The sequence below is a fragment of the Reinekea marina genome, assembly GCF_030409715.1.
In the GTDB taxonomy this organism is placed as follows: domain Bacteria; phylum Pseudomonadota; class Gammaproteobacteria; order Pseudomonadales; family Natronospirillaceae; genus Reinekea; species Reinekea marina.
In genome coordinates this window covers 739602-764287 of record NZ_JAUFQI010000001.1, presented here as the reverse complement: position 1 = coordinate 764287, position 24686 = coordinate 739602, and the positions used below count along the sequence as shown (strand labels likewise).

The following is a 24686-nucleotide window of genomic DNA, read 5'->3' as shown; positions in this document are numbered from 1 at the left end:
TCTTGAGGTTTTGTACTCCTCGATCTTTTGGGCTCCTTTGGAGCCCCTTTTTATGTTCAGCTTTTTACCTTTCCTAATACCACCACACTTTGCGCTTGCATTAAGTAATGTAATTTAGCGGGGTGCGTTTCTTCAGGCAGTAAACCATTATTACGAGCAGTATCGCATAACAAGTTCCACTCTATACCGCCAGCCGAAGGCACATGAAAATCCAAGTCTTGTCCACTGGCGTTAAACAAAATAAGATAACACTCGGCACAATGCTTTAAATCACTTTCAATACTTTTTACGCTGTTTGAAATAAGTAAACCGAAGCATTGTAAATTAACGTCATGCCAATCGTCTTGCGTTAAAAAATGACCATCGGACCGTAACCAATGCACCTCATCGGTACTGAATGGCGACTCACCTTTTGCTTGGTCACTGAGCACCAATCGATTAAATAGATAGCTGCTTTTACGCAACGCGATCATCTGCTGAACAAAGGCTTCTAATTTTAAATCTCGCCGTGCCCAATTAAACCAACTGATCTCATTATCCTGGCAATAGGCGTTATTATTACCCTGTTGAGTTCGCCCTAATTCGTCTCCGCCCAATAGATGGATAGCCCCTTGCGACAACATTAACGTGGCGATAAAGTTTCGTTTTTGTTTCGCGCGAAGCGCATTGATTACAGAATCGTCGGTTTCGCCTTCGACACCGTAGTTACAACTTAGGTTATCTCCATGACCGTCTTTATTTTTCTCTAGATTGGCTAAGTTATGACGTTGGTTGTAACTCACTAAATCATGCAACGTAAAGCCATCGTGATAGGTGACATAATTGATCGAAGAGGTGGTATGCGCTGCTCCTTTTTGGAAAACATCATGTGAGCCCATTAATCGAGTAGCAAACTCCGCTGTTTCCCCAAGGTCACCTTTCCAAAACCGCCGAACGGTATCTCTAAATTGATCGTTGCATTCATACCACTGCTGTGGAAATTGCCCCAACTGATAACCGCCTGGGGCAATATCCCAAGGCTCAGCGATCAACTTTACACGGGCTAAGGTTGGGTCTTGTTGAATGGTTTTAAAAAATGCGGCATTGCTGGAAAACGCTTCGGATTCTCGACCTAAGCTAGCCGCCAAATCGAATCGAAAGCCATCTATTTTATATTCACTGACCCAATGACGCATGCTGTCTAAAATGAGCTGCAAACTATAAGGGTGATCAGAGTTGACGGAATTGCCACAGCCAGAGTTATCAATGTATTGGCTAAAATCGCCCGCCTGGTGTCGATAAAATGTTTTGGCATGCAACCCTTTATTTGCAATAGAAGGACCTAAATAGCCTCCTTCAGCGGTATGGTTATAGACCACATCTAAAATGACTTCGATTCCCGCTTCATGCAACGCATTAACCATTTCTTTAAACTCATTAACCGCGTCTTGTTTAGCGTATCTTGGTTCAGGAGCTAAAAATAAAGCTGGGTTATAACCCCAGTAATTGGTTAAGCCAAGCTCCGATAATCGTGGCTCTGACATGAAGGCAAAACAAGGTAGCAACTCAACGCAAGTAACCCCTAATTTCTTCAAATGCGAAATACTGGCGCTGTGGGCAACGCCTAAATAGGTACCACGAATGGATTCCGGCACCGCCTCGTTTAATTGGCTAAAGCCCTTAACATGCATTTCATAAATTATGACATCGCGCCATTCTTGATCGGGTTTATCAGCCGTCCAGTGAAAAAACGTATCCCGAGGCACGATAGCTTTGGGAATACAATGCGCGTTATCTTGTTCACACAGAGTAAGTTGATTGGGCGCCGTTATCTGATAGGCCAACATCGCATTATCATAGTGAATGGGCGCACTTATTTCCTGAGCGTATGGATCTATCATCACCTTATGCGGATTAAACCAACGCCCCTGTTGAGGGTTAAACTCGCCATAAACCCGATAGCCATAGCGTTGCCCAGGCTTTGCTTCTGGTACAAATATATGCCAAACATCGCCCGTGCGCGCTGGCATTGTCTTTGCAAAAATCTGTTCATCATGTTCATTAAAAAAACACAGCTCAACCTTTTCGGCTTCAGGGCTGTGCACCGCAAAATTAACTCCGTGATGGGTCACTTGAACACCCAACGGGGTGGAGCGCCCTGGCAAGCATTCAGCGTTTCCTTGAATACGCGTGATCATAAAAAATTAACCCTATTCAATCGCTAATCGTTGTCAGATGAAACTCGTTTAATAAACACCGTTGCTAGCGGTGGTATTTTAATATCAATAGCATGCGGCAAACCACTGGTCGGGTCTTCGATACTATAAAACTCAGACCCTGCATCATAATTACTGCCGCCATAAAAATGGGAATCGGTGTTAAGCAATAGCTGATAACAGCCGCTCATCGGTACCCCGATTCGGTAGTGGCTATGGGGTGAAGGCATCATATTTGAAACAACAACGACAAAATCTTCGTCATCGCTGTAGCGAATAAAACTAAAAATACAGTTTTGCGAATCATCGTGATTTATCCATCTAAAACTCGATGCATCGCTGTCGCCTTGATGCAACGCCGATTCTTCTTTGTATAATCGGTTTAAATCTTTGATCAGGCTTTGAATACCTTTATGCCGATCGTCTTCAAGGCTTTGCCATTCAAGTGCTCCACGGTGATTCCATTCGATGCGTTGAGCGATTTCATTGCCCATAAAATTTAGTTTTTTACCAGGGTGCGCATACATAAACCCATAGTAAGCTCTTAAATTTGCAAATTTCTGCCAATCATCACCCGGCATTTTGGTTATCAAAGAGCCCTTACCATGCACGACTTCATCGTGAGACAGCGGCAAGACGAAATTTTCATTGAATGAATATACCAGCGAGAAAGTTAGGTCGTTGTGATGATAGCAACGGTGTATTGGGTCTCGCTGCATGTAGTTAAGTGAATCATTCATCCAACCCATATTCCACTTAAAGCCAAACCCTAACCCACCCGCATAAACAGGCCGAGTAACACCATCAAACGCGGTCGACTCTTCGGCAATGGTAATAGCGTTCGGGTAGCGACCGTAAATGGTTTCGTTAAAACGCTTGATAAATTCTATGGCTTCGTAATTGTGATTGCCGCCATCTACATTAGGGATCCACTCGCCTTCGTTTCGCGAATAATCCAAGTACAACATCGAAGCAACGGCATCCACTCGAATACCGTCAACATGAAAATAATCGAGCCAAATAACAGCGGAAGAAATGAGAAAATCACGAACCGTAAAACGACCATAATCATAGATATGAGAATTCCAATCAGGATGCCATCCACGCCGAGGATCGGCGTATTCATATAACGGGGTTCCATCAAATAATCCTAAGCCATGAGGGTCAGCGGGAAAATGCGCTGGCACCCAATCGACCAACACGGCAATATTATGTTGGTGGCATTGATCAACAAAGAATTTGAAATCATCGGGCGTACCAAATCGGCTCGTTGGCGCAAACAAACCCAAAGGCTGATAACCCCAACTGCCATCAAATGGATGCTCACTGACCGGCACGAATTCGACATGGGTATAATTCATATCGACTAAATAAGGAATCAGCGCTTGCGCTAGCTCGCGATAACTTAAAGGCTGACCATCTTTATGTCGCCAAGACCCTATATGCACTTCATAAGTGGAAATAGGCGACTTATTAGGCTGCTCAAACGGCCGATTTTGCCAAGCTTGGTCTTGCCACTGGTAAACATCATGATCAAAGACAATCGAATTAAAATGTGGGTGCTGGCCGCAGTAAAAGTTATAAGGGTCCGATTTATGAGGCAGCACATGCTCGCGAGCATCTTTAAGTTCAAACTTATAGGTATCGCCCGCTTGTAAGCCAGGCACAAACAGCCGCCAAATGCCGTCATCACTACTTTGCATTGGGTGCCGACGCCCATCGTAGTTATTAAATTCACCGATCACACTGACCGCACGTGCATTGGGCGCGTAAACGGCAAAACGGACACCTTCGACCTGCCCTTCAGAAGTATCCACATGGCAACGGTGCGCGCCCATATTTTTATACAGAGTTGCAGAATCGCACGTGAAATCTGTCATAGCTCGATCACGAAACTGATAAGCATCGACCACGCGCCAAGAATGCCCCCCCGAAGAAACCGCCAAACTGTACAAAGGCTTATGCTCAGACTTTACAGTGCACTCAAACACGCCGCGACTGTCGACTTGCTTCATAGGCATTAATAGCGATTGGCCATCGAGAGAAAAAACCTCCATCGTCTCAGCATCAGGAACAAAAGCTCGGATCAGCCAACCCTCACCAACATCGAACACCCCTAAAACATCGAACGGTTCAGCTTCCAAGACATTGCTTAAGCGACTCGCTATAGACATAAACACACAACCTTCGCATTACTATTATCATTATTAATATAGCCTATGCTAACGGAATCACCGTTCAGTTGTCAGGTGCAAAAAGCGGTGGGTGGTTTTTAGTGGCAGTTTTGGGCTGCGGGTTGTGAAAGATAAGCTGCCAGTTTTTAGCTTCAAGCTGCAAGTTAGGTCAAAACATTTCAACAATCGCGTCTTCGCTTTGCTTCGAACGCTCTTACTTAAGCTTGGTGGGAAAAATTAGCTTTGGGGGTGGGTTTCACTGCAGCGGGCATCTGAGCCATGGATGGCGAAGTTTAGCGGTGCAGGATGCACGAACAGCGACCCGCGGAAGTGGAACGCGCAACCGAAGCGGGTGAGGCTTGTGCTGGGCTGCGGGAGATAAGCTGCAAGTTTTTAGCTTCAAGCTTCGAGTAAGGTCAAAACATTAGAACATTCGCGTCTTCGCTTTGCTTCGAACGCTCTTACTTAAGCTTGGTGGGAAAAATTAGCTTTGGGGGTGGGTTTCACTGCAGCGGGCATCTGAGCCATGGATGGCGAAGTTTAGCGGTGCAGGATGCACGAACAGCGACCCGCGGAAGTGGAACGCGCAGCCGAAGCGGGTGAGGCTTGCTGGGCTGCGGGAGATAAGCTGCAAGTTCTTAGCTTCAAGCTTCGAGTAAGGTCAAAACATTAGAACAATCGCGTCTTTGCTTTGAGCAAAACCCGCTTTGTCGGCGGGTTTTGCGGGTGTAGCTTTATCTAGATTGTAGTGCGGCGATTCTGCGCTCTAGGCTCGGGTGTGAGGCAAACACTTCTGAACGTTTGCCATGAATACCGAAGGCGACTAGTTGCCCATCTAACTCAGGTTCTGCCGATTGCTTTAAACGCTCTAATGCGGCAATCATCTTGGGTGCGCCGACCAATTTTGCTGAGGCGGCATCGGCTCTGAACTCTCGTTGTCTAGAGAACCACATTTGAATGATGCTGGCTAGCACACCTAGAATCATCTCTAGAATAAAGACTACGGCGATATGAGCAATAAACCCTAAGCCACGGCCATCTTCGCCACGTGCGACGAAACTGCTGATTGCACCAGCGATAATGCGCGCGAAAAACATGACGAAGGTATTCAACACCCCTTGAATTAGGGCCATGGTGACCATGTCTCCATTCGCAATGTGACCAATTTCGTGGGCAATGACGGCTTCTTGCTCATCTTGGCTCATTTGCTGAAGCAACCCAGTTGAAACTGCCACCAATGACTTATTTTTGCTCGCACCCGTCGCAAAGGCATTAATGCTGTTACTAGGGAAAATAGCCACTTCAGGCATAGGAATGTTCGATTGTTTCGACAACCGCTCAACCGTCTGAACCAACCAACGCTCCATTTGAGAATTGGGCTGGCTAATGACTTTAGCACCGGTTGCTTTAACGGCCATCCACTTAGACAACATCAAAGAGATGAAGCTGCCACCAAAGCCAAATACTAAGCACAAAATCAACAACCCAGAGGTATCACCTAAAGACACCCCAAACATAGGCAAAACGATATTTAAAAAGGCTCCTAGCACCACCACAATGGCAATGTTAGTACCCACAAACAACAACGTTCTTAGCATTTTAAACCCTTCTCGATTAACGAATATAATTCTAACGCTTATTTTGAGGCTAAACTGAGAAATTCAAGATAGGCCGGAAGTCACAACTTACTACATGGCTCTGGAATCGTAAGCCCAGTGCAGTAATGCTTGGCGCTGCTTACGACGGCAATCGTGGTCATAAGGCTGACAATTTTTACGAACAGCGCCCGCGTGGCGACTAAATGCACGCCAGCGCTTAATTTGTCGAGCATCATCGTCGGTTCTTCGCCCCATGTAGTAACGACAATACCATTGGAACCACCCACGCGGGTCTTGATCATGTATCCAGCCCTTTCTTTGCCATTCGGCCAAGGGTTGTGAGGCATCGATTTCAAAAAAGTTGAGCGAAGGATCCTTTCGCAGCGGCGCTAGCTTTGCCTCTTTGAACCATTGAGCCGGAAACTCATCAACGCATTCATTAATATATTTACCTCCAAATACCCCCAACGCCAACATTTCTTGAGGCGTCAGCTCCGGCTTGAAATCGGAGTCAAAATTTTCCCCGATAGGCGCCACAAGTTGGTATTGGTAGTTTGTTTGGAAACTATCATTCACTGTGACTGTTTTCATATACGATTCAATAACATCAATTCGTTAGGGTGTGGTGCCAAATAATAAGACTGATCAATATAGTCATGTGGATGCCGACGAAAATGATGGCGCAATAAGGTTACTGGCACAATGAGCGGCACCAAGCCTTGTCGATACTGCTCAACAATGTCATTCAGCTCCTGCTTGTCTTCAGTATCGAGCGACCGTTTTAAATAGCCCTGAATGTGCTTCAACGTATTCACATGGCCCTTACGAGGCGCCATTTTTTTCAACAATTGCATCATCGACGTGACATATTGTTCGGCAACTTCCTCTAGCGCAAAGTCTTTTGTATTGGCTAATATCGCCCCTAACGCTTTAGCGCCTACTTGATCATGGCTCATAAAAATATACTTATGCTGAGCATGGAACTTTTGTAATTGGCCAATCGAAAAATCACCCGCAATAAGTGCACGCCAACGAGAGTAAACAAACACACGCTGAATAAAGTTTTCACGTAGATGAGGGTCTTCCAATCGCCCTTCTTCTTCAACCGGTAAGTTAGGGAAGTTTTTAAGCAATTGCTTAGCGTAAATACCAACGCCGGTCTTAGTCGGCATAGCATTGGTATACACTTTCACACGCTCCATGCCACAACTGGGTGAACTGTGTTTTAAGATGTAACCACATAAGTCTTGATGCCAATGTACTTGTTCATCGGCTTTGGCTTTCAGCTCATCCGTTACATCGATCGTATCGTCTTTGACGCCCACACAACGAATATCCCCGTCTTTTGCTATTAATCGGATCGGAGCGCGTGGAATAGGCAGCCCAATACTTACTTCAGGGCAAAATGGAACAAATTCAAAATATTGCCCTAATACATCCGTCGCGTATTTATTCAGTTTATGGCCCGAATCAAAGCGGACTTTTTCGCCTAGAAGGCAGCTACTGATACCGATTTTAATGGTTGTTTCCATGATTGTGTTCTTCGAAGGCTGTTAACTTAAGTTAATGTACACAAAGCAGTCTAGTTCAGATCACTCTGAAGTGGGCGGTCATCTTGATTCAAAAGGCACTCTGCTGTTTTTACAGTAGCAGCCGACAGCGCCCAAGGGTGAAAACCGCTGCTTAAGCGATTCATTTAAATAGGCATCTATGAAGCTGTTATCAGAATTGCAGTAATTTGCATCACTAAAAGGGCCGGCATACATAAGCGTGCCATCTGTATCGAATATAACCGCCATGGGCGTCGCGGGTACTAACGCTTGTTGTGCATCTGATAGAGAACGCACTGACATGTCTTGAAAGGAAACCTCGGAATATTGCTGTTTTACTTGCGCCCAATGCCCAACCGAGGCGCCATTACAGACACATCCTTGCTCTTCAACGCGTATAATTTGAATTTGACCATCGTTTGTATACTCAAAAGCAGCACCTACCGCATCTAAGTAGGCCTCTACGGTCGTAAATTGGCGGTGAATCACTTGATTCTCGTCAAAACTGATCAATCGGTCCGAGATAAACTGAAACAGTAAAAACACCACCAGCACACCCCAAAGCAGTGCGCCAAATATCATCCATGTACTAGGTTTTAAACTTTTGAATGCTTTCATTTAAGGCTTCAAATCGTTGCGAAACATCAGACAGCTGGTCACTGCATAAAGCGATACTTTGCGCCATTGAAATCGCGGCGTCTGTAATGGCATGCACTTGAGAATCAATGCCTTGATTAATCTCGGTTTGGGTTGAGACAGCACTGGCAATGTTCATTGTTCTTTGCGCAATTTCATCTATCTGGGTGCCCAGCGTAGACATTTGCTCCGTCGCAGTATGGTTTAACGCTTGACTGCTTTCAATTTCATCGACCGTCAACTTCATAGTCACCATAGAGCCACTGGCACCTTGAGTTAAGTTTTGAATAAGACCATTAATTTCTTCAGTCGCTTGGTGCGTGCGGGTTGCTAACGCTCTTACTTCATCGGCGACTACGGCAAAGCCACGCCCTTGTTCACCCGCTCTGGCTGCCTCAATCGCTGCATTCAGAGCTAATAAATTAGTTTGTTCGGCGATACTCTGAATAGACTCAACCATTCCTGAAATCAGTGTTGTGTCTTGGTCTACTTTTGACATCGTCTCACTGGTTTCGGTAATGTGCTTCGAACTCAACGCGGTTTTTTCAGCAGATTGATGAACCGTTTGAATACTCTCATTTTTCAGTTGGGTTAACTCACTGGCTTTATCTTTCACAAAGCTCGAAACTTCAGATAACGACTTTGCAGCTTCGGTAACCTGCCCAGTAGATTCCAAGATAATATTTAATTGTTTTTCTTGATCGGCCATGCCACGGCGAACATCAGCATAAGATGATTCTAATACTCGTAAACTGTCGCTCATTACTAAAGACGTGTCCGTTGCGCTGTGGATAACATCCTTCACGGAATGAATGAGCTGCGAGTATTGGGCCACTAGCTCATTGCCTTCATCATCGATCTCAACCGTAAGGTCTATATCACCATTGGCTTTGAGCATTAGCTCATTGCTACGAATAATTTTCTGCGCCGTCAGTATCATTGGCTGTGTAATATGCGCCATGTAACATAAAACCGCTGTCTCCGCGACAAGATAGGCTGCGTGCACAAAAATAAACAAGGGTATCCCATTGTTTAACAAAACATTCGTTGGTTGAGATATATAAATACCACCACCGCCGAGTTGCATGATAGCAATGCCAATATGGTAAAGCGCAGCTACTGCAGCGCCCACAATTAAGGGCGTTACTTTTTGGTAAGCATATAAAATTGCGAGCATGATGAAGTAGCCAAAATGTACTTCTATTAATCCCTTAGACAAGTGAACCTGCAACGTTACAAATGACATATACGAAAAAGCCATCGCCGACTGGGTAAGGGTTGAGAACGGGCTGATTTTTTGCAGCAATACAGGCCCTACGGCCAGCAGGAGTCCAATAACGACAGCGACACCTAAGGCGCTATTTAATGCGCCCAATACGACTGCCAACGCAAAATTAGCCGCCAAAACGCCCATTAAACTGTTCATGACATATTGATCGTAACGATTCACAATGTTGAACAATTGACCTGATCGCATCTTACCTTCCTTCATTTTTTCCGATTAGAGCTAATTATCGGCTGAGCTCAAAATTTCTTAACTTAACAATGTTTGTTTTTCTAAAAAAAACACCTTGAATAGATGAAAATTATGACCATAGGCACTAATAATATTCCGGTCAGACTTTCATATTAGGTGGCTTTCTAAATATAACAAAGGGAATGATATGAAAATTTGGCAAACGGGCTTATCTCTGGTGGGAATCGGCCTAGTGACCGCAGGTGTAATTAGCGTCATGGGTGCCTCAGGGCAAGCGACAGAAATGGAGGCTCCGAAACCCGAAGCCACCACATCGGTTCAAACCATCTCCTTAGATTTAGCGAGTTATCAGCCTGAAATTCGCTTAATCGGTCAGATAGAGCCCAGCCAACAACTTGACATTGTTTCCGAAATTTCAGCCAGCGTACTAGAAACACCCATCAACAGTGGCGATGTTGTAGACGCCGGTGTCGTTTTAGTTCAATTAGATGATTTTGATGTACAACAATCTTTAGCCCAAGCTCAAGCGAATGCGGCGGATATTGCAGCGCAAATTCAACTGTTCGAAGCGCAACAGGCGTTGAACCGTGAAGCTCTGCAGTTAGAACAAGATCAGCTTTCACTTCTAAATGACAAATACAAACAGCAAAAAGCCGTTGGCGCATCTGCGCAAACGTTGGCGGATTTAAAGCAACAAGTGTCTCGCCAAAATTATTTGGTAAAGCAAGCACAACAAACCTTAAGTAACGCGCCGATCAATAGACAGCAACTTTTATTGCAGCAAACAAAACTAAACTTAGCGCTAAAAAGTGCCCAACGACAAGCTAATAAAGCCACCATTGTTGCGCCTTTTAATGGCCAGGTAGCCGCGCTGCATGCTAAAGCGAATCAATTGGTGTCTCCAGGCAGTGCGCTTTTAAAATTTGTGTCACACGATGACATGCGAGTGAAAGTAAACTTACCCATCACACTAGCGGCAATGCGGCAACAACTCACAGGCCGAATCGAAAGCAATGGTCGAGACTCGAATATTCGTTTTAACAATGGTCACACTCAAGTGCAGCCAGGTTCAGCTGGGTTAGTAAGTTGGTTTGATATTGACGACGATGAAAATTGGATTGTCGGTGAAGTAGTCGATGTTACGTTACACAAACCCAGTGTCGAAAACGCCTTTAAAGTTCCGGTCAGTGCCCTTTTTCAAGACAAATGGATTTACAGCATTGATGAAGAACAAAAGCTGAAACCCATTGAAGTAACATTACAAGGGCGTGTACGTGAAAACAGTCAAGATTGGCTTATAGTAACGCCCACACAGTCCATAGCCAGCAAGCAACGCATTCTAGTTACGCGCCTCAATAACCCAACCACGGGCTTGAAGATTTTCGAAAGAGGCGTAGACCCAGAGCCAGAGCCCGTACCTGAAACTGAAAGCGAGGCAGACGAATCATGAGGAAAATAGACGACAAAGGTCTACTCGCATATTTTAGCCAGCACAGGGTCGCCGCTAACCTAATCATGATCATGGTTGTTATTGCTGGAATGGTGGCTTTAAAGCAATTGCATACCCAGCTTATGCCTGATTTAACGATTCCAGGTGTTCAGGTTACAACCTCATGGCCAGATACCAGCAGTCGTACCGTTGAATCTACCTTAACGACTCCATTGGAATCGGGTTTATTAAACCTTAAAGGCGTCGAGGAAGCCTGGAGTTGGTCTGATGCCGGTTTTAGTCGCATATATTTGCGTTACAAAATGAACATCGACCCTAACGACGCGGTTGAAGAAGTTAACCGTTACATCACAAACTTTGACCTTCCAGAAGGTGCTGAAAAACCCAGCGCGAGTATCGATGAGTTTAATGAAGATGTTTTTTCGATCTTAATCAGTACCGATGGTCCAGTTAACGAACTTAGACCACTGGTGCAACAGTTTAAGAACGATCTATTAAGTCGCGGCATTGCGCACGTCAACGTGGCTGGGTTTCCCGTCGAAGAAATTCGGGTTGAAGCCAATGCCTCTAATTTGATCCAGCAAAACACCAGTATTAATGGACTCTCTCAAACAATAGCCGTGGCAAACGCAAACAGCCCTGCGGGGTCATTATCGTCGAGCGCTACCAATATTTCAGTGACGACAGATAACGAAATAAACAGTGTGAACGCACTGTCGTCAATCAGTGGCGCGGGCTCAACCCCCATTTATACCTTTAGCGACGTACAGCGAGTGAATACCGAAGGCACGCGACGCTATATTTTAGAGAACCGTGCATCCGTTAGACTGCTCATTTCTCGTTCAGAAGAAATTGACAGCCTTGAAACCAGTGACATCATTCAAAACTGGTTAGGCGAAGTGAGACCCAATTTACCTGAAGGCGTCGACATTACCGTTTGGTGGGATCTATCTGAGGTCGTCCAGGGTAACTTAGATATGCTAATCAGCAATGGATTAGTAGGGCTACTTCTCGTTATCGTAATTTTGTTTTTCTTTTTAAACCGACAAGTCGCCTGGTGGAGTGCCCTTGGCATTCCAATTTCTATCGCGGGTACCTTTATGCTTTTGTTTGGCACCGGCGGCACCATTAACTTTTTGTCAGTTTTTGCATTTTTAATGGCGCTAGGCATCATCGTCGACGATGCCATTGTGGTCGGTGAAGAAACCGTTACTCAGATGGAAAAAGGTAAAACAGCCAATGAAGCGGCATTAATTGCGGCCAAGCGAATGTTTTCTCCTATTATTGCAAGTTCATTAACAACCATTGCGGCCTTTTTCCCTTTACTGTTGTTACCGGGGCCTTTTGGCGAAATGTTGCGCCCAGTGCCTGTGGTCATTATTTCAGTGATTGTGGCTTCGTTGATCGAGTGCTTTTTAATATTACCCGCTCATCTTAATCACAGTTTGTCTAAGCGTAAGAAAGTGCGCAGCGCCTTTCGCGTGAAAATGGATAATGGCTTTGAAACCTTCAGAGAAAAATACTACCGACCCTTTGTCACCGCGGCAATCCATAACCGCGCGATCAGTGTGGCCGTGGCTTTTGCGCTGTGCGTGATTGCTTATGCAATGCCAATTACTGGCGCCGTGCCATTCTCACCAGAACTCGATGTTGAAGATAATATGGTCACCGCTTATATCGAATTCCATGATGATGTGTCTCAGCAAACCGTTGATCAATATACTCAAGCATTGCACAGTGCCATCGAAACAGCCGATCAAAAATTTGCCGTTGAAGGTGAATCTATTGTTCTTCAGGTCTATGAAATTTCCAGTGCCGGTGAAGGCTTTACACAGCTGCAGGCCAAATTAGTGGATCGCGATAATCGCCCTGTTTCAAATGCTGACTTCTTAAAAGAATGGGGGGAACATATTGATATAGGACCAGAAGTCAGTTATGTCTCGATTAAGCAGGACAGCTCGTCTGCATCGGGCGGAAGCCGCGTAAGCTTTTTCTTAGCGGGTCGCTCACTAGATGACTTAGTCGATGCGACCGAACAGCTCAAGCGTCGACTTGAAACCTACAACTACCTAAGTGACATCACAGACGATCTCCCCAATGGCGACGATGAAATTATCTTTCAGCTCAACTCGGCGGGTAAGTCTGCAGGGTTAACAGAAGCCAGTGTCGCGACTCAGTTGCGCCAAGCGCTTGTGGGCAGTCAAGCCGATAAACTGACTCAACACGATGCCAGCATTAATATTATTGTTAGTTTACCTAAGTCTCTTTATCAGTCGAGTGCGGGTCTGGAAGACATTCCAATTGTAACACCGAACAATGACTATGTTCGCTTTGGAGATATTGCTGACAGCACTATCCGTAAAGGGTTGGGCACGATGTTCCATGTAAATGGGCAATTGGGTGTACGCGTCAGCGCAGCGTTATTGGATGAAGAAGCCAACGCCAGCGAGATTTCAAACCAGCTATTAGCCGATGAAGTTCAACCGATTATTGACCAATATGGTTTACAAGCTGAAATACAAGGCAGCGCTCGGGATATAGAAGAAATGATCGGCAATTTAACGCTGGCTGCGTTTGCCAGTCTCGGTTTAGTCTATTTCATTTTAGTTTGGGTATTTAGCAGTTACACTTGGCCTATTGCTGTTATGTCGGCTATTCCTTTTGGCTTAACGGGCGCGATATTTGGCCACTGGCTACTGGGTATGAACCTCACCTTTTTATCTTTCTTTGGATTATTTGGGCTTAGTGGAATTATCATTAATGACTCGATCATTTTGATTAATCGCTTCCAAGAATTGCGTGAAGAAGGTATGGATATGAAGCCCGCGATTATTGAAGCCAGCTGTCAACGATTACGAGCGGTTATGCTCACCTCGATTACTACCGTCGGTGGGCTCATTCCGTTACTTCTATCTAGCTCAATACAAGCGCAATTAGTGCAAAGCATGGCCGCATCTCTCGCCTTCGGTATTGCCTATGGCACCGTGTTAGTATTACTGGTCATTCCTTGCCTACTGACTTACATCGAAAGTATGAATCATCAACAGCAACGATTCCTAAACTGGATTAAATCCCGCTTTTCTCGCAAACAAGCGGCGTCTTAGCACGATAAGGTGATAGTAAGATAAGGCCACCTTTGCTAAGGTGGTCTTATCTCATAACTTGATTATTACCGTGGCAAATTGGCAACAAAAAACCTTGCACCCCAACATTAAAATGATCGCGTTCTTAGTGATCAGTTTTTTTGTGCTGATTGGCTTACTACTGTTTGCAAACAAGCAATTTTACGCGTTAGAAATGGCCTCGATTCAAGAGAAAGCGAGCCAACGTTTATCGGTTTATCAAAATGCTCTGCAAGCCAGCATTCAGCGCTTTGAGTACTTGCCGGCTGTACTTGCCAACGATCCACGGATTCAAAAAGCCCTATTGTCTGCTTCGGCTGATACTACGACCTCTTCGTTACTCAGCAATATCAATAATCGCTCTGGTGCCGATGAAATATTTGTCTTAGACAGCGCAGGCACTACCATTGGCGCATCAAATTATCTCACTAAAACAAGCTTTGTCGGTCAAAATTATTCATTTCGACCTTATTATCAATCGGCGGCTAAAGGTGAGCAAGGTTTCTATTTTGCCGTGGGCGCTACAACTGGAAAGGCGGGGTTATTTTTTGCCGAACCGGTGATTGTAGATTTGGAAATTATTGGCTCTGTTGTGGTCAAAATTAACTTCGATGCACTCGAAGCAAACTGGTCGCAATCGGGTGAAAAGATTTGGATCAGTGACGAGCGAGACATTATCTTTTTATCATACGATTCTCGATGGCTGTACCAAGGGTTACGCCCTTTAAGCCTACAAGAAAGCCAACATTTGGTAGAGACTAAGCAATACGGTGATCACGAGATCGGTATATTGGAATCACAGCAACGTAACGATGGCACGGCGATAGTATCGCTGCCATTAACCGGCAACCAAGTTTTATTTCGCCAGCAAATGCCAGGAGTGAATTGGCACATTAACTGGCTGTATGCCACACAACAAATAGAAACCGCGGTTGCTCGGTCTGTTTATTCCATCGTATTTGCGTATTTAATATTGATCATCGCGATACTTTGGATTCGTGAGCGGGTAAAAAACGCACAATCTCAAGCAAAGTTGGCTACGTTAATTGCACAACGCGAGTCTCATCAACGCGCCATTATCGAAGGCACCGATGCCGGATTGATCAACCTAACCCACGATGGCAAAACAACCTTTGTAAACCCTCAAGCTCAGCGGCTATTTAGACTAAAAACCAATGCATTGCCCGACATCAAACAGCTCATTAAAGGTTGGCGAGGCGTGCATGCCTCGTTAGAGGCCATAGATGCCACGGGCATTCGTTCTGATGGCAGTACTTTTCCTATATTGGTTTCTTCTAGTGCCATTGGATTATCTGACCCCTCAGACTACCTAATCACCATTCACGATGTGAGTGAGTTGAAGCAAGCTCAGTATGAACTGGTTAAAAACAATGACGAATTAGAACAGCGGGTACATGATCGGACGAATGAATTACGTGCCGCCGAAAAAGAGCTCAACCATTCGCAGCGCTTGGCATCACTCGGACGAATGTCTTCTGCGATTGCACATGAAATTAACCAACCCATTACGGCTCTGTCGAGCTATGCCGCTAGCAGTGAATTACTGATTCAACGCAATCAGCCTGAAAAGGTTTTATCGAATTTGAAAAAGATCAGCGGCCTAATTGATCGGCTATCGTATATAAGCCGACAACTTAGAATGGTGTCAGGGAAACGAAACACGGGGTTGTCGAATATTAAACTATTACCCGCCATTCATTATGCTCAAGATGTTTTAGCCTCTAAGCTTGCGCAGGCCAAGGTCGATCTCGTAATCAACGTTGACGAGCAATTCTGCGCTCGAGGTAATAGCATGATGCTCGAGCAAGTTTTAGTGAACTTATTGAGCAATGCCATTGATGCCGTAGCTAAAGTCAATCACCCTCAAATAACGATCAAGGGATCATATTCTGATTCAGTTTTATTAGTTGTAGAAGATAATGGCATCGGCCTAAGCCAAGAAGAGCTACCGCATATTTTTGAACCCTTTTACTCAGCCAAACAAATTGATGAAGGCTTAGGGCTAGGGCTCGCCATCAGTTATAGTTTGGTATCAGATATGGGTGGACAACTGACGGTAGATAGCCAAGTAGAGTCCGGCACTCAATTTACGATTAAGTTGACACGATAAGGGTTTAAAGATGTCATCGAAAGACCAAGAATATCACGCCATCATTGTCGACGATGATCCAGCCATTCGAGAATCACTTGAACAATGGTTAGATCTCGCTGACATTCATGTTCAAACCTTCAGCAGTGCCTTAGACGCACTTGTGAATATCGATGAACATTACCCCGGCGTCATAGTCAGTGATGTTAAAATGCCTGAATTGGATGGCATGGAGTTTCTACAACGAGTTCCAGCCGACATTCCCTTTATTCTTATAACCGGACATGGCGGCATTGCACTCGCGGTTGAAGCAATGAAGGCCGGTGCTTACGATTTTGTAGAAAAACCTTATAAACCCGAACGATTAGTTGAGCTCATTAAAACAGCTTGCCGTCAAAGGCAGGTGGCCATGAAGACCCAACAAAGTCACGATCACTTAGAACAACTATCAGGTATAGAGAAGGACATCATTGGTCATTCGTCTGCCATTAAACTGCTGCGTAAGCAGGTGAGTATGTTGGCGCAAGTTAATGCCGATGTTGTCATTCACGGCGAAACCGGCACAGGTAAAGAACTTGTTGCGCAGTGCCTTCACAAATACAGCGTAAGAAAAGACCACGAATTTGTGCCCATTAATGTTTCCGCTATTCCTGAAAACTTGATCGAATCTGAATTATTTGGCCACGAAGCCGGCGCATTTACCGGCGCGAACAAGCGTCATGTGGGTAAATTTGAATACGCGAATGGCGGTACATTGCTTTTAGATGAAATTGAAAGTATGCCGATGTATTTTCAGGTTAAGATTTTGCGCGTATTACAAGAACGGGAGGTGACTCGCTTAGGCTCTCATAAACCAAAGGCTTTAGATGTTCGCGTAATTGCCGCAACTAAAAAAGACCTAAAAGCGGCCGCCGCTGAAGGTGAGTTTCGTGAAGATTTATATTACCGTTTGCTGGTTTCTGAATTACACATTCCACCGCTGCGTGAACGTAAAGAAGACATCGTATTGCTGTTTCAACATTTCCTGAACCTTGCGGCGCAATCAAACAACATGACAGCGCCCGATCTTCAATTAGACGATCAACTTACACTGGAACTCCACGATTGGCCAGGCAATGTACGAGAGCTCAAAAATACCGCAGAGCGGTATCTGTTAACACACAACATCAGTGGTATTTCATTGCAAGAATTACTGCAAGTAGGCAACAAGGCTGCGTTAACAAGCAATCCAGACAGCTCGCTTTCTCAGCGCTTAGAATATGTTGAAAAAATGCTCATCGCAGAAGAATTAAAACATCACAAGGGTAATATTAAAGCGGTGATGGACGTACTTGATTTACCGAGAAGAACGTTGAACCAAAAAATGCAAAAATATGATTTAAAACGAGAAGATTTTTTAGAATAAACTAAGGCTGCGTGCGCAGCCCTAGTGTTAATAGGTTAAATTAAAGAAGGTAACCAAAGCACAATACTTGGGAACATAATCAGCACCGCAATGGTGATGACATCGGCCACAAAGAATGGCGTTGCTCCTCTAAAAACATCTTGCACTGAAATGTCTTTTCGCACCCCGGCTACCACAAAACAGTTCAGGCCTATCGGAGGTGTAATGAGGCACAGTTCAGCCATTTTCACTACGATGATACCGAACCAAATGGCGCACCCAGCCGCCGACACACCAAAAGCTGAATCTGCAGCCGTAACCATCTCCCCCCCGTTTAAAGCGATGACCGCTGGAAACACCACCGGCAAGGTGAGCAGTAACATGCCTATCGCATCCATAAACATACCCAACACAGCGTAGGCCATGAGTATAAAAAGTAATGTGATGAATGGGTTTTGATCAATCCCTGCAATCCAGTCAGAGAATGCATTGGGTAAATCGGCAAAGCCTAAAAAGCGAACATATATTAAGACTCCCCAGATGATGGTAAAGATCATCACCGTCAACTTAGCCGACTCCATTAATGCGCCTTTCAAACTAGGCCAACGCATACCTTTATAGAGCGCCATGGCTAAAATGACCAAAGCACCTAGCGCGCCAGCTTCAGTCGGTGTGCCTACCCCGCCGTAAATACAAATCATGATGATGAACACCACAAAAAATATGGGGAACGAACCCGGAAGCACTTCTAAGCGCTGCTTCCAGGTAAAGCCTTTTACCGGTGGCCCTAAGTCTTTTTTCCAAACGGCTAAAAAGACCACTAAGCCCGCATAAATAAGTGCCGACACTATGCCAGGAATAAAGCCAGCCATCAGCAAGGTACCTACATCTTGCTCTACGATAATAGCGTAAATGACCAAAATGGCCGAAGGCGGAATCAACGAAGCTAAAGTACCCCCAGCTGCAACGACACCCGCGGCAAATCGTTTGTCGTAACCAAGCTTGAGCATTTCAGGAATTGCGATTCGAGCAAACACGGCCGATGTTGCAACCGATGCGCCTGAAACCGCCGCAAAGCCTGCGGTAGAAAATACCGTTGCCACACCTAAACCACCCGGCAACCAACCCACCCAGCGTTTAGCGGCCTCAAATAAGGCTTTGGTTAGGCCTGCGTGATAAGCCAAATAACCAATTAAAATGAAAGTAGGAATGAGCGATAACGACAACGTAGTTGCTTTCGAATGCGGCACCGTTCCGGCCATTTTAACCGCTACCATAAAGCCACGCTCAAAGCCCATCTTGGCCGAAAATATCCACACCAATCCGATAAAGCCTGCTCCGGCTGTGGCAAAGGCCACTCGAACACCCAGCAAAACAAAGACAAGCATCACGACTGAAACAATCACGCCTATTTGCAACGGCTCAGCGTTCATCATAAATTCAATCATGATGCGCCTCCGTCTAAGCTTTCGGCTTCTCGCGCAGCTTGCGTTGCGGCATCTTCGATTAAAGGCACCGCCACGGGTGATTCAGAAGCACGAATAATGGCCACGCTGTAAGCCCACAATTGAAACACCAGGCGAATGGCTAAGAACGTAAGCGCCACTGGCACGATCAATTTGGCGGGCCAAATCGGCAAGCCAATATCCATAGAGCTGTCGCCATTAGAAAACGCGCGATAAAAGTGAAGATAGCTTCCGTATATCAACACTGACGTTATCAATAACATAAATAAAACCGACACCCACTCGGCAATCCAGAGCAAGCGCCCTTTCATGACACTGAGCAGTATATCCATGCGGATATGGCCACCTAATCGCTGACAATAGGCTATGCCCACAAACGCAAAAATAGCCATGGCTTGCTCTACCCAATCTACGTAACCGGAGACGGGGATATTAAACAACCATCGTCCTAAGATATTCATGACCGCCAAAGCCACTAAAAATAAAATGGTAATTCCACCGAATAAGGTAAACAGACTTTCTAATTTAAATAACCAGCGGTCTGCCTTACTCAGTGTACTGCTATCTTCAAGTACCGTTGCCGAACCTGACATATCAAACCCTCTAATGAAAGGCGCCTCACAAAAATGAGGCGCAATGGCAGGACTTTTACTTCAACGTGTCTAATACTAAATCGTACAACTCTTGTGCTGGCAGCTTTTTCTTATTCATGCTGTCAATCCAAGCTTGGTGCACAGGACCTGCGGCTTTGTCTTTAAAGGTCTTCAATTCAGCTTCGGTCAAGGTTACGCGCTCAATACCTTTTTCATCTAATTTTGGTCCCCATGCGGCCATAGTTTGGTTGTTGTAGTAATCAACATAATGATTCAAGGCTTCATCAACTGACCCTAACAACGCATCGCGATGTGCGGGTTTTAAATCGGCTAATGAATCAACATTTACAACCACTGGGCAGTTTACCGTGCCTGGGTTTAGATTGGTGGTCCACCAATCGGCCGATTCAACGGTACCAAAAGACATATGAGCATGCGGTGCAAACGATGCGGCATTAATAACGCCTGAATCTAACGCTTGACGCACTTCTGTCGCTGACATAGACGTTGGAACGGCACCGGCAATGGTTAAGGCTTCCCCAATGCCGCCCGTCGCACGAATACGTAGCCCTTTAAAATCTGCCAATGACTGTGGCGCATCGCCGACACCTGCAATGTTGTACTGCGGCAATGGCGAAGGCATTAATAGTTTTGCATTCCAGCGAGCTAAGTCTTTAACGACCGCAGGATGGTTATAGACCGCTTTTGACACGGCAATTTCTTGCTCAAGCGTAGAAACGCCCATAAATGGCAGCTCTAGTACCGTAATTGATGGGTTTTTGTCGGGATGATAACCCGCACAGAACTGGGCCATTTCAAAGGCACCAAAAGAGATGCCGTCTAAATTTTCTTTATTCTTAGATAAGCCACCGTAAGAAATATTTAACGTGAACTCACCATTGGTTTTCGCAGATACAAGCTCGGCTAATTTCTCAACGTGCTCCGTGAAGGCGCGGCGCTTACCCCAAAGCGATACATTCCACTGGGTATCTGCAAATACCTGTGGTGCTGTGAAAGAAACCAATACCGCCGCGGAAACCGCTAGTTTTGTTTTTAATTTCATACCATTACTCCGATCAATTATTTTTATAGTGTCGTGTTTGATGCAAGCGCATCTGGGTCGATCGACTACTGCAAAGCCTATGCCGATAATTGCAACCGCCCTGTATTGCCCTTAAATGCGCCGTCAGAATACTAAAGAACCGATCTACTATGAGTTTTCGACGCTTTTTGAGCAAAGATTGGCTTAGCTGTAAACGACAATAGGCAAAATATTGCTTATGACCTTAAAAAAATAATCGCAACTGCCTTTCAATTCACCCAACTAGCCCCGATACTAACGGGCTGAAAACCTTCCTCGGAGAATTCATGCAGTTAGACGCACCGCAATCGAAAGCCCACCTCATTTGGCACTACTTTTGGCAAAACCGCCTGTCTTACAGTTTGGCCATTCTATTTATTTTGCTGGTTAACTGGTTACAAGTTGAAATCCCTTTAATGGTTAAAACGGCCATCGATTTACTAATGGCCAATGTAGCTGATAACCAAGACGCTTTAATGTCATCTGTATGGATGATCATTGGTGCATCTTTAGTGCTAATTGTCATACGAACGCTTTCTCGTATGTTTGGCTTAAACCCTGGGCGGTTTGTTGAAGCTCAACTTAAAAACGATTTATTCGCAAAATTGAATCGTTTAACAGACAGTTTTCACAGTGCGAATAACAGCGGTAAATTAATCTCAATCATTAACAACGATATCAGCGGCATCCGGTTATTTTTTGGCATTGGCTTTATGCAGCTGTTCAACATTATTTTTGCACTTTCATTTACGCCATTTTATATGTGGCGAATTTCTCCTTCGCTCACAGTCTATTCATTTTTACCCATCATCTTTGCCTTTGCTATTTATCGAATTGGCTTTGTAAAAATGCGCAAACTTTGGACCGATCGAATGCACAGCCTGCAAGGGTTAAGCGAGCAACTGGTGCACTTTTTATCTGGCATGGATGTCATTAAAGCTGAGCATATGGGCCCTTGGGTGCAAAATGAAATTGCACAAGCGAATCAAGAATTGCTCGACATCACAGTTAAAATTCAACGCATTCAAGTTTTCATTATGCCCGTACTCGATTACGCGAACCAAATGATGAAAATTTTAATCTTAGGTTTAGGTGCCGTCATGGTCTTAAACGCAGAGCTCACCGTAGGCGAAATTACCGCCTTTTTATCTTATTCCGTCATGCTAGCAGTACCTTTCGGTGGTCTAGGACGAATTCTCAGCGTGATCCAAATGGGCATGGTCAGTATCGAAAGTGTAATGACAATATTAAACAGTAAGATTGACCCTACAAATTTAAAACGTTTATCCGAAGCCGACAGCAATGCCATACAACGTTCAACCTTGAAGGTGAACAATTTATCTTACCGTTATCCGAACAGCGAGTCTGACGAGCCGACACTTAAGAACATCAGCTTTGAATTACCTCAGGGTAAAAAGCTGGGTATTTTAGGATCGGTCGGTTCTGGGAAAACCACCTTAGTTAATTGCTTAAACCACTTGTACGATTTAGAACCAGGCATGCTAATTTATGGGGAGCACGATATTACCGACTGGTCTCGACACGATTGGCACAAGCAGGTCCGAACCATTACCCAAGACCCTTATCTCTTTTCAGCAACGTTAAACGAGAACGTTAAATTCGGCTCCGAACACAATGCAAACGCACCGACGCTAAGCGTGGAAGAAGCCATTGCAGCAGCACAATTGAGCAGCGATGTAGAGCGCTTTGCTGAGCAAGGCAATACCATGGTCGGTGAAAAAGGCATTATGCTTTCTGGCGGTCAAAAACAACGCGTTAGCATTGCGCGTGCACTTTACACCCCGGCAGACATTCTTATTTTAGACAACGTCTTATCGGCTGTCGATTACGATACAGAACGCGCAATAATGAGTGAATTGAGCAGTAAGTTGGTTGATCGCAGTTTAGTCGTTGTATCACACCGAGTATCGGCATTGCAGGAAATGGATGAAATACTCGTTTTAAAAGAGGGTGAAATTATCGCTCGGGGAACACACTCAGAACTATTAAAAACTTCAAGTTACTATCAACAAACTTGGGAACTGCAACAAAACGATCAGGAGGCCAGCGCATGAGCACATTAATAAAAACCGACTGGCAAATTCTGACCGGCTTCTGGCACTTTGCGGCTAAGTATAAACACCTCATTATTATAGGTTTAAGCTCAATGCCATTTAGTGTTGCGGCCAACCTATTGTTCCCTTGGCTTATGATAAAAATTATCGATGAGCAAATAGCTCAAGGTGATTTGAGTCAACTGCCATTGATGTTGCTGTACATGACCGGTGTTTTGATCATGAACTACATCAGCGATGCCGTATACAGCTACAGTTTACGCTTGGTGGGGCAACGCACTATTTTTGATATTCGCCAGGCACTCATCGCCCGCATCATAAAACTGCCGAGATCGTACTTTGATAAAACACCCACCGGCATGACGCTTTCGCGATTAACCAGCGATCTTGAATCGATAGGCGATAGTTTTGTACTCGGTGTTTTAGGCATCATAAAAGATTCGATCAACACCATTGGGCTGTTAATCTTTTTGTATGTCATTAACTGGCAACTGGCAACGGTTATTTTAGTCCTGTTCCCGCCAATATTAATGATTACCCAGTACGTGCGAAACAAGTTGCGCACCTTATACCAGATTACGCGTTCGTCTTTAGCGCGTTCGACCGGTTATTTACAAGAATGTATTCGTGGTATCAGCACCGTTCAGTTATATGCCGCCGAGCAAGAAGTAGAAAATAAATACACTCAACTGACCGATGAATTTTTACACGCTCAAGTTAAAGCCAATGGCTGGGATGCCGCACTATTCTCGATCATCGCCGGGATCACTACCATTGCCATGGCGTTAATAATTTGGTCTGGTTCAAATTTAGTGCTTAGCAGCGCTGTCGGTATAGGTGTGGTCATTGCGTTCATTAACACCTTAGAAAAAATATTTGTGCCGATTCGAGACTTTACTGGCCAGATCACCGCGATTCAAAGATCGTTCGCGGCCTTTGAACATTTGGATGAACTCTTCAGCGAGCCGTTAGAAGAAGCTGAGCACGATTTATACAGTGACGCTGAGCTAGGCAGCAAGCTGGATACATTCGAAAGCATCGAGTTTAATGATGTCTCATTTCGCTACAAAGCGGGTGACCCTTATGTATTGAAAAATGTCAGTTTTACTTTGAACCAAGGCCAACAATTGGCGCTTGTGGGCAGCACGGGTTCGGGTAAGTCGACCATCATGCGATTACTGACAAAAACCTACGAAGGGTACGAAGGCCATGTTTTAGTTAACGGACTAGAGCTAGCCCGTATACCCAAGTTGAAATTAGAATCACTGTTCTCAATGATGCAGCAAGATGTTTTCTTGTTTGATCAAGATGTCAGCTTTAATATTGGATTAGCAAAAGTCGATCAACCCGCCGTTGAGGAAGCCGCCAAGTACGTTTACGCTCATGAATTTATAGAAAGCTTACCTAATGGCTATGCCACTCACTTACAAAGTGGTGGCGACCAACTCAGTGCAGGCCAAAAACAGCTGATTTCATTCGCACGTGCCATGACCAATAACGCCCAGTTGATATTACTTGATGAAGCCACCAGTTCTATCGACTCGGTCACCGAGAGCTTAATCCAAAAAGCCCTCGAACGTGTTTTTGAGGAACGCACCGTTGTTGCTATTGCCCACCGCTTAAGCACAATTCGAGAATCGGATCAGATTTTGGTTTTGGAAGCGGGCGAAATTGTCGAGCGCGGGTCACATGAGGAACTGGTCAAACAGCAAGGCGTGTACGCGAATTTACTGCAAGAGGAATTGGTGTAAATACGTCTGTTTTGATTAGTCTGA

Annotated in this window: 17 protein-coding genes; 7 read left to right on the top strand and 10 right to left on the bottom strand. The window is 44.9% G+C overall.

Going from position 1 to position 24686, the window contains the following annotated elements:
- Positions 1-56: 56 nt before the first annotated feature.
- The gene (gene glgX, locus QWZ13_RS04060; RefSeq protein WP_290280632.1) at positions 57-2177 is read right to left on the bottom strand and encodes a glycogen debranching protein GlgX; all 2121 of its coding nucleotides are present in this window, start codon (positions 2175-2177) and stop codon (positions 57-59) included.
- Positions 2178-2200: 23 nt separating this feature from the next.
- Positions 2201-4369, bottom strand: coding sequence for a 1,4-alpha-glucan branching protein GlgB (glgB, locus tag QWZ13_RS04055; RefSeq protein WP_290280631.1), 2169 nt, complete (start codon positions 4367-4369; stop codon positions 2201-2203).
- A 91-nt stretch (positions 4370-4460) separates the two neighbouring features.
- Between glgB and QWZ13_RS04050 the strand changes: the two genes are divergently transcribed.
- The gene (locus QWZ13_RS04050) at positions 4461-4610 is read left to right on the top strand and encodes a hypothetical protein (RefSeq protein WP_290280630.1); all 150 of its coding nucleotides are present in this window, start codon (positions 4461-4463) and stop codon (positions 4608-4610) included.
- 493 nt (positions 4611-5103) lie between these two features.
- On the opposite strand, the gene htpX is transcribed toward QWZ13_RS04050, so the two are convergent.
- The 5 genes from htpX to QWZ13_RS04025 all read right to left on the bottom strand — a co-directional run bounded on the left by htpX (position 5104) and on the right by QWZ13_RS04025 (position 9645).
- Positions 5104-5967: a protease HtpX gene (gene htpX, locus QWZ13_RS04045; RefSeq protein WP_216000425.1), complete on the bottom strand. Its 864-nt coding sequence runs from the start codon at positions 5965-5967 to the stop codon at positions 5104-5106.
- 90 nt (positions 5968-6057) lie between these two features.
- The gene (locus tag QWZ13_RS04040) at positions 6058-6558 is read right to left on the bottom strand and encodes a hypothetical protein (RefSeq protein WP_290280629.1); all 501 of its coding nucleotides are present in this window, start codon (positions 6556-6558) and stop codon (positions 6058-6060) included.
- Complete coding sequence (locus QWZ13_RS04035) at positions 6555-7499, bottom strand: YbgA family protein (RefSeq protein WP_290280628.1); 945 nt, start codon at positions 7497-7499, stop codon at positions 6555-6557. Before QWZ13_RS04035 ends, QWZ13_RS04040 begins: the two co-directional genes overlap by 4 nt.
- Before the next feature lie 78 nt (positions 7500-7577).
- Entirely contained in the window at positions 7578-8135 is a 558-nt protein-coding gene (locus tag QWZ13_RS04030) for a DUF6436 domain-containing protein (protein WP_290280627.1), read from the bottom strand.
- Positions 8107-9645 carry a methyl-accepting chemotaxis protein gene (locus tag QWZ13_RS04025; RefSeq protein ID WP_290280626.1) on the bottom strand — a complete coding sequence of 513 codons (1539 nt, stop codon included), beginning with the start codon at positions 9643-9645 and terminating at the stop codon, positions 8107-8109. The genes QWZ13_RS04030 and QWZ13_RS04025 overlap by 29 nt, the downstream gene beginning before the upstream one ends.
- 172 nt (positions 9646-9817) lie before the next feature.
- Here QWZ13_RS04025 and QWZ13_RS04020 point away from each other — a divergent pair, with 172 nt between their 5' ends.
- The 4 genes from QWZ13_RS04020 to QWZ13_RS04005 are packed head-to-tail and all read left to right on the top strand — an operon-like array spanning position 9818 to position 17717.
- Positions 9818-11080 carry an efflux RND transporter periplasmic adaptor subunit gene (locus QWZ13_RS04020; protein ID WP_290280625.1) on the top strand — a complete coding sequence of 421 codons (1263 nt, stop codon included), beginning with the start codon at positions 9818-9820 and terminating at the stop codon, positions 11078-11080.
- Positions 11077-14184, top strand: a complete 3108-nt coding sequence (locus tag QWZ13_RS04015; protein ID WP_290280624.1) for an efflux RND transporter permease subunit — start codon at positions 11077-11079, stop codon at positions 14182-14184. Before QWZ13_RS04020 ends, QWZ13_RS04015 begins: the two co-directional genes overlap by 4 nt.
- Positions 14185-14224: 40 nt before the next feature.
- Entirely contained in the window at positions 14225-16333 is a 2109-nt protein-coding gene (locus tag QWZ13_RS04010) for an ATP-binding protein (protein WP_290280623.1), read from the top strand.
- 10 nt (positions 16334-16343) lie between these two features.
- On the top strand, positions 16344-17717 hold the full coding sequence (locus QWZ13_RS04005; protein WP_290280622.1) for a sigma-54-dependent transcriptional regulator: 1374 nt from the start codon (positions 16344-16346) through the stop codon (positions 17715-17717).
- 35 nt (positions 17718-17752) lie between these two features.
- Here the strand turns inward: QWZ13_RS04005 and QWZ13_RS04000 are convergent, their stop codons facing one another.
- From QWZ13_RS04000 to QWZ13_RS03990, 3 genes are read right to left on the bottom strand one after another with little or no spacing between them, the layout of a single operon-like run.
- Positions 17753-19144 (bottom strand): TRAP transporter large permease, encoded by a 1392-nt coding sequence (locus QWZ13_RS04000; protein WP_216000434.1) that lies wholly within the window; start codon positions 19142-19144, stop codon positions 17753-17755.
- The gene (locus QWZ13_RS03995) at positions 19141-19755 is read right to left on the bottom strand and encodes a TRAP transporter small permease subunit (RefSeq protein ID WP_216000435.1); all 615 of its coding nucleotides are present in this window, start codon (positions 19753-19755) and stop codon (positions 19141-19143) included. Before QWZ13_RS03995 ends, QWZ13_RS04000 begins: the two co-directional genes overlap by 4 nt.
- A gap of 55 nt (positions 19756-19810) precedes the next feature.
- Entirely contained in the window at positions 19811-20818 is a 1008-nt protein-coding gene (locus QWZ13_RS03990; RefSeq protein ID WP_290280621.1) for a C4-dicarboxylate TRAP transporter substrate-binding protein, read from the bottom strand.
- 305 nt (positions 20819-21123) lie between these two features.
- On the opposite strand from QWZ13_RS03990, the gene QWZ13_RS03985 reads away from it, so the two are divergent.
- On the top strand, positions 21124-22911 hold the full coding sequence (locus QWZ13_RS03985; protein ID WP_290280620.1) for an ABC transporter ATP-binding protein: 1788 nt from the start codon (positions 21124-21126) through the stop codon (positions 22909-22911).
- Positions 22872-24662: an ABC transporter ATP-binding protein gene (locus tag QWZ13_RS03980; RefSeq protein ID WP_290280618.1), complete on the top strand. Its 1791-nt coding sequence runs from the start codon at positions 22872-22874 to the stop codon at positions 24660-24662. Before QWZ13_RS03985 ends, QWZ13_RS03980 begins: the two co-directional genes overlap by 40 nt.
- Positions 24663-24686 lie beyond the last annotated feature (24 nt).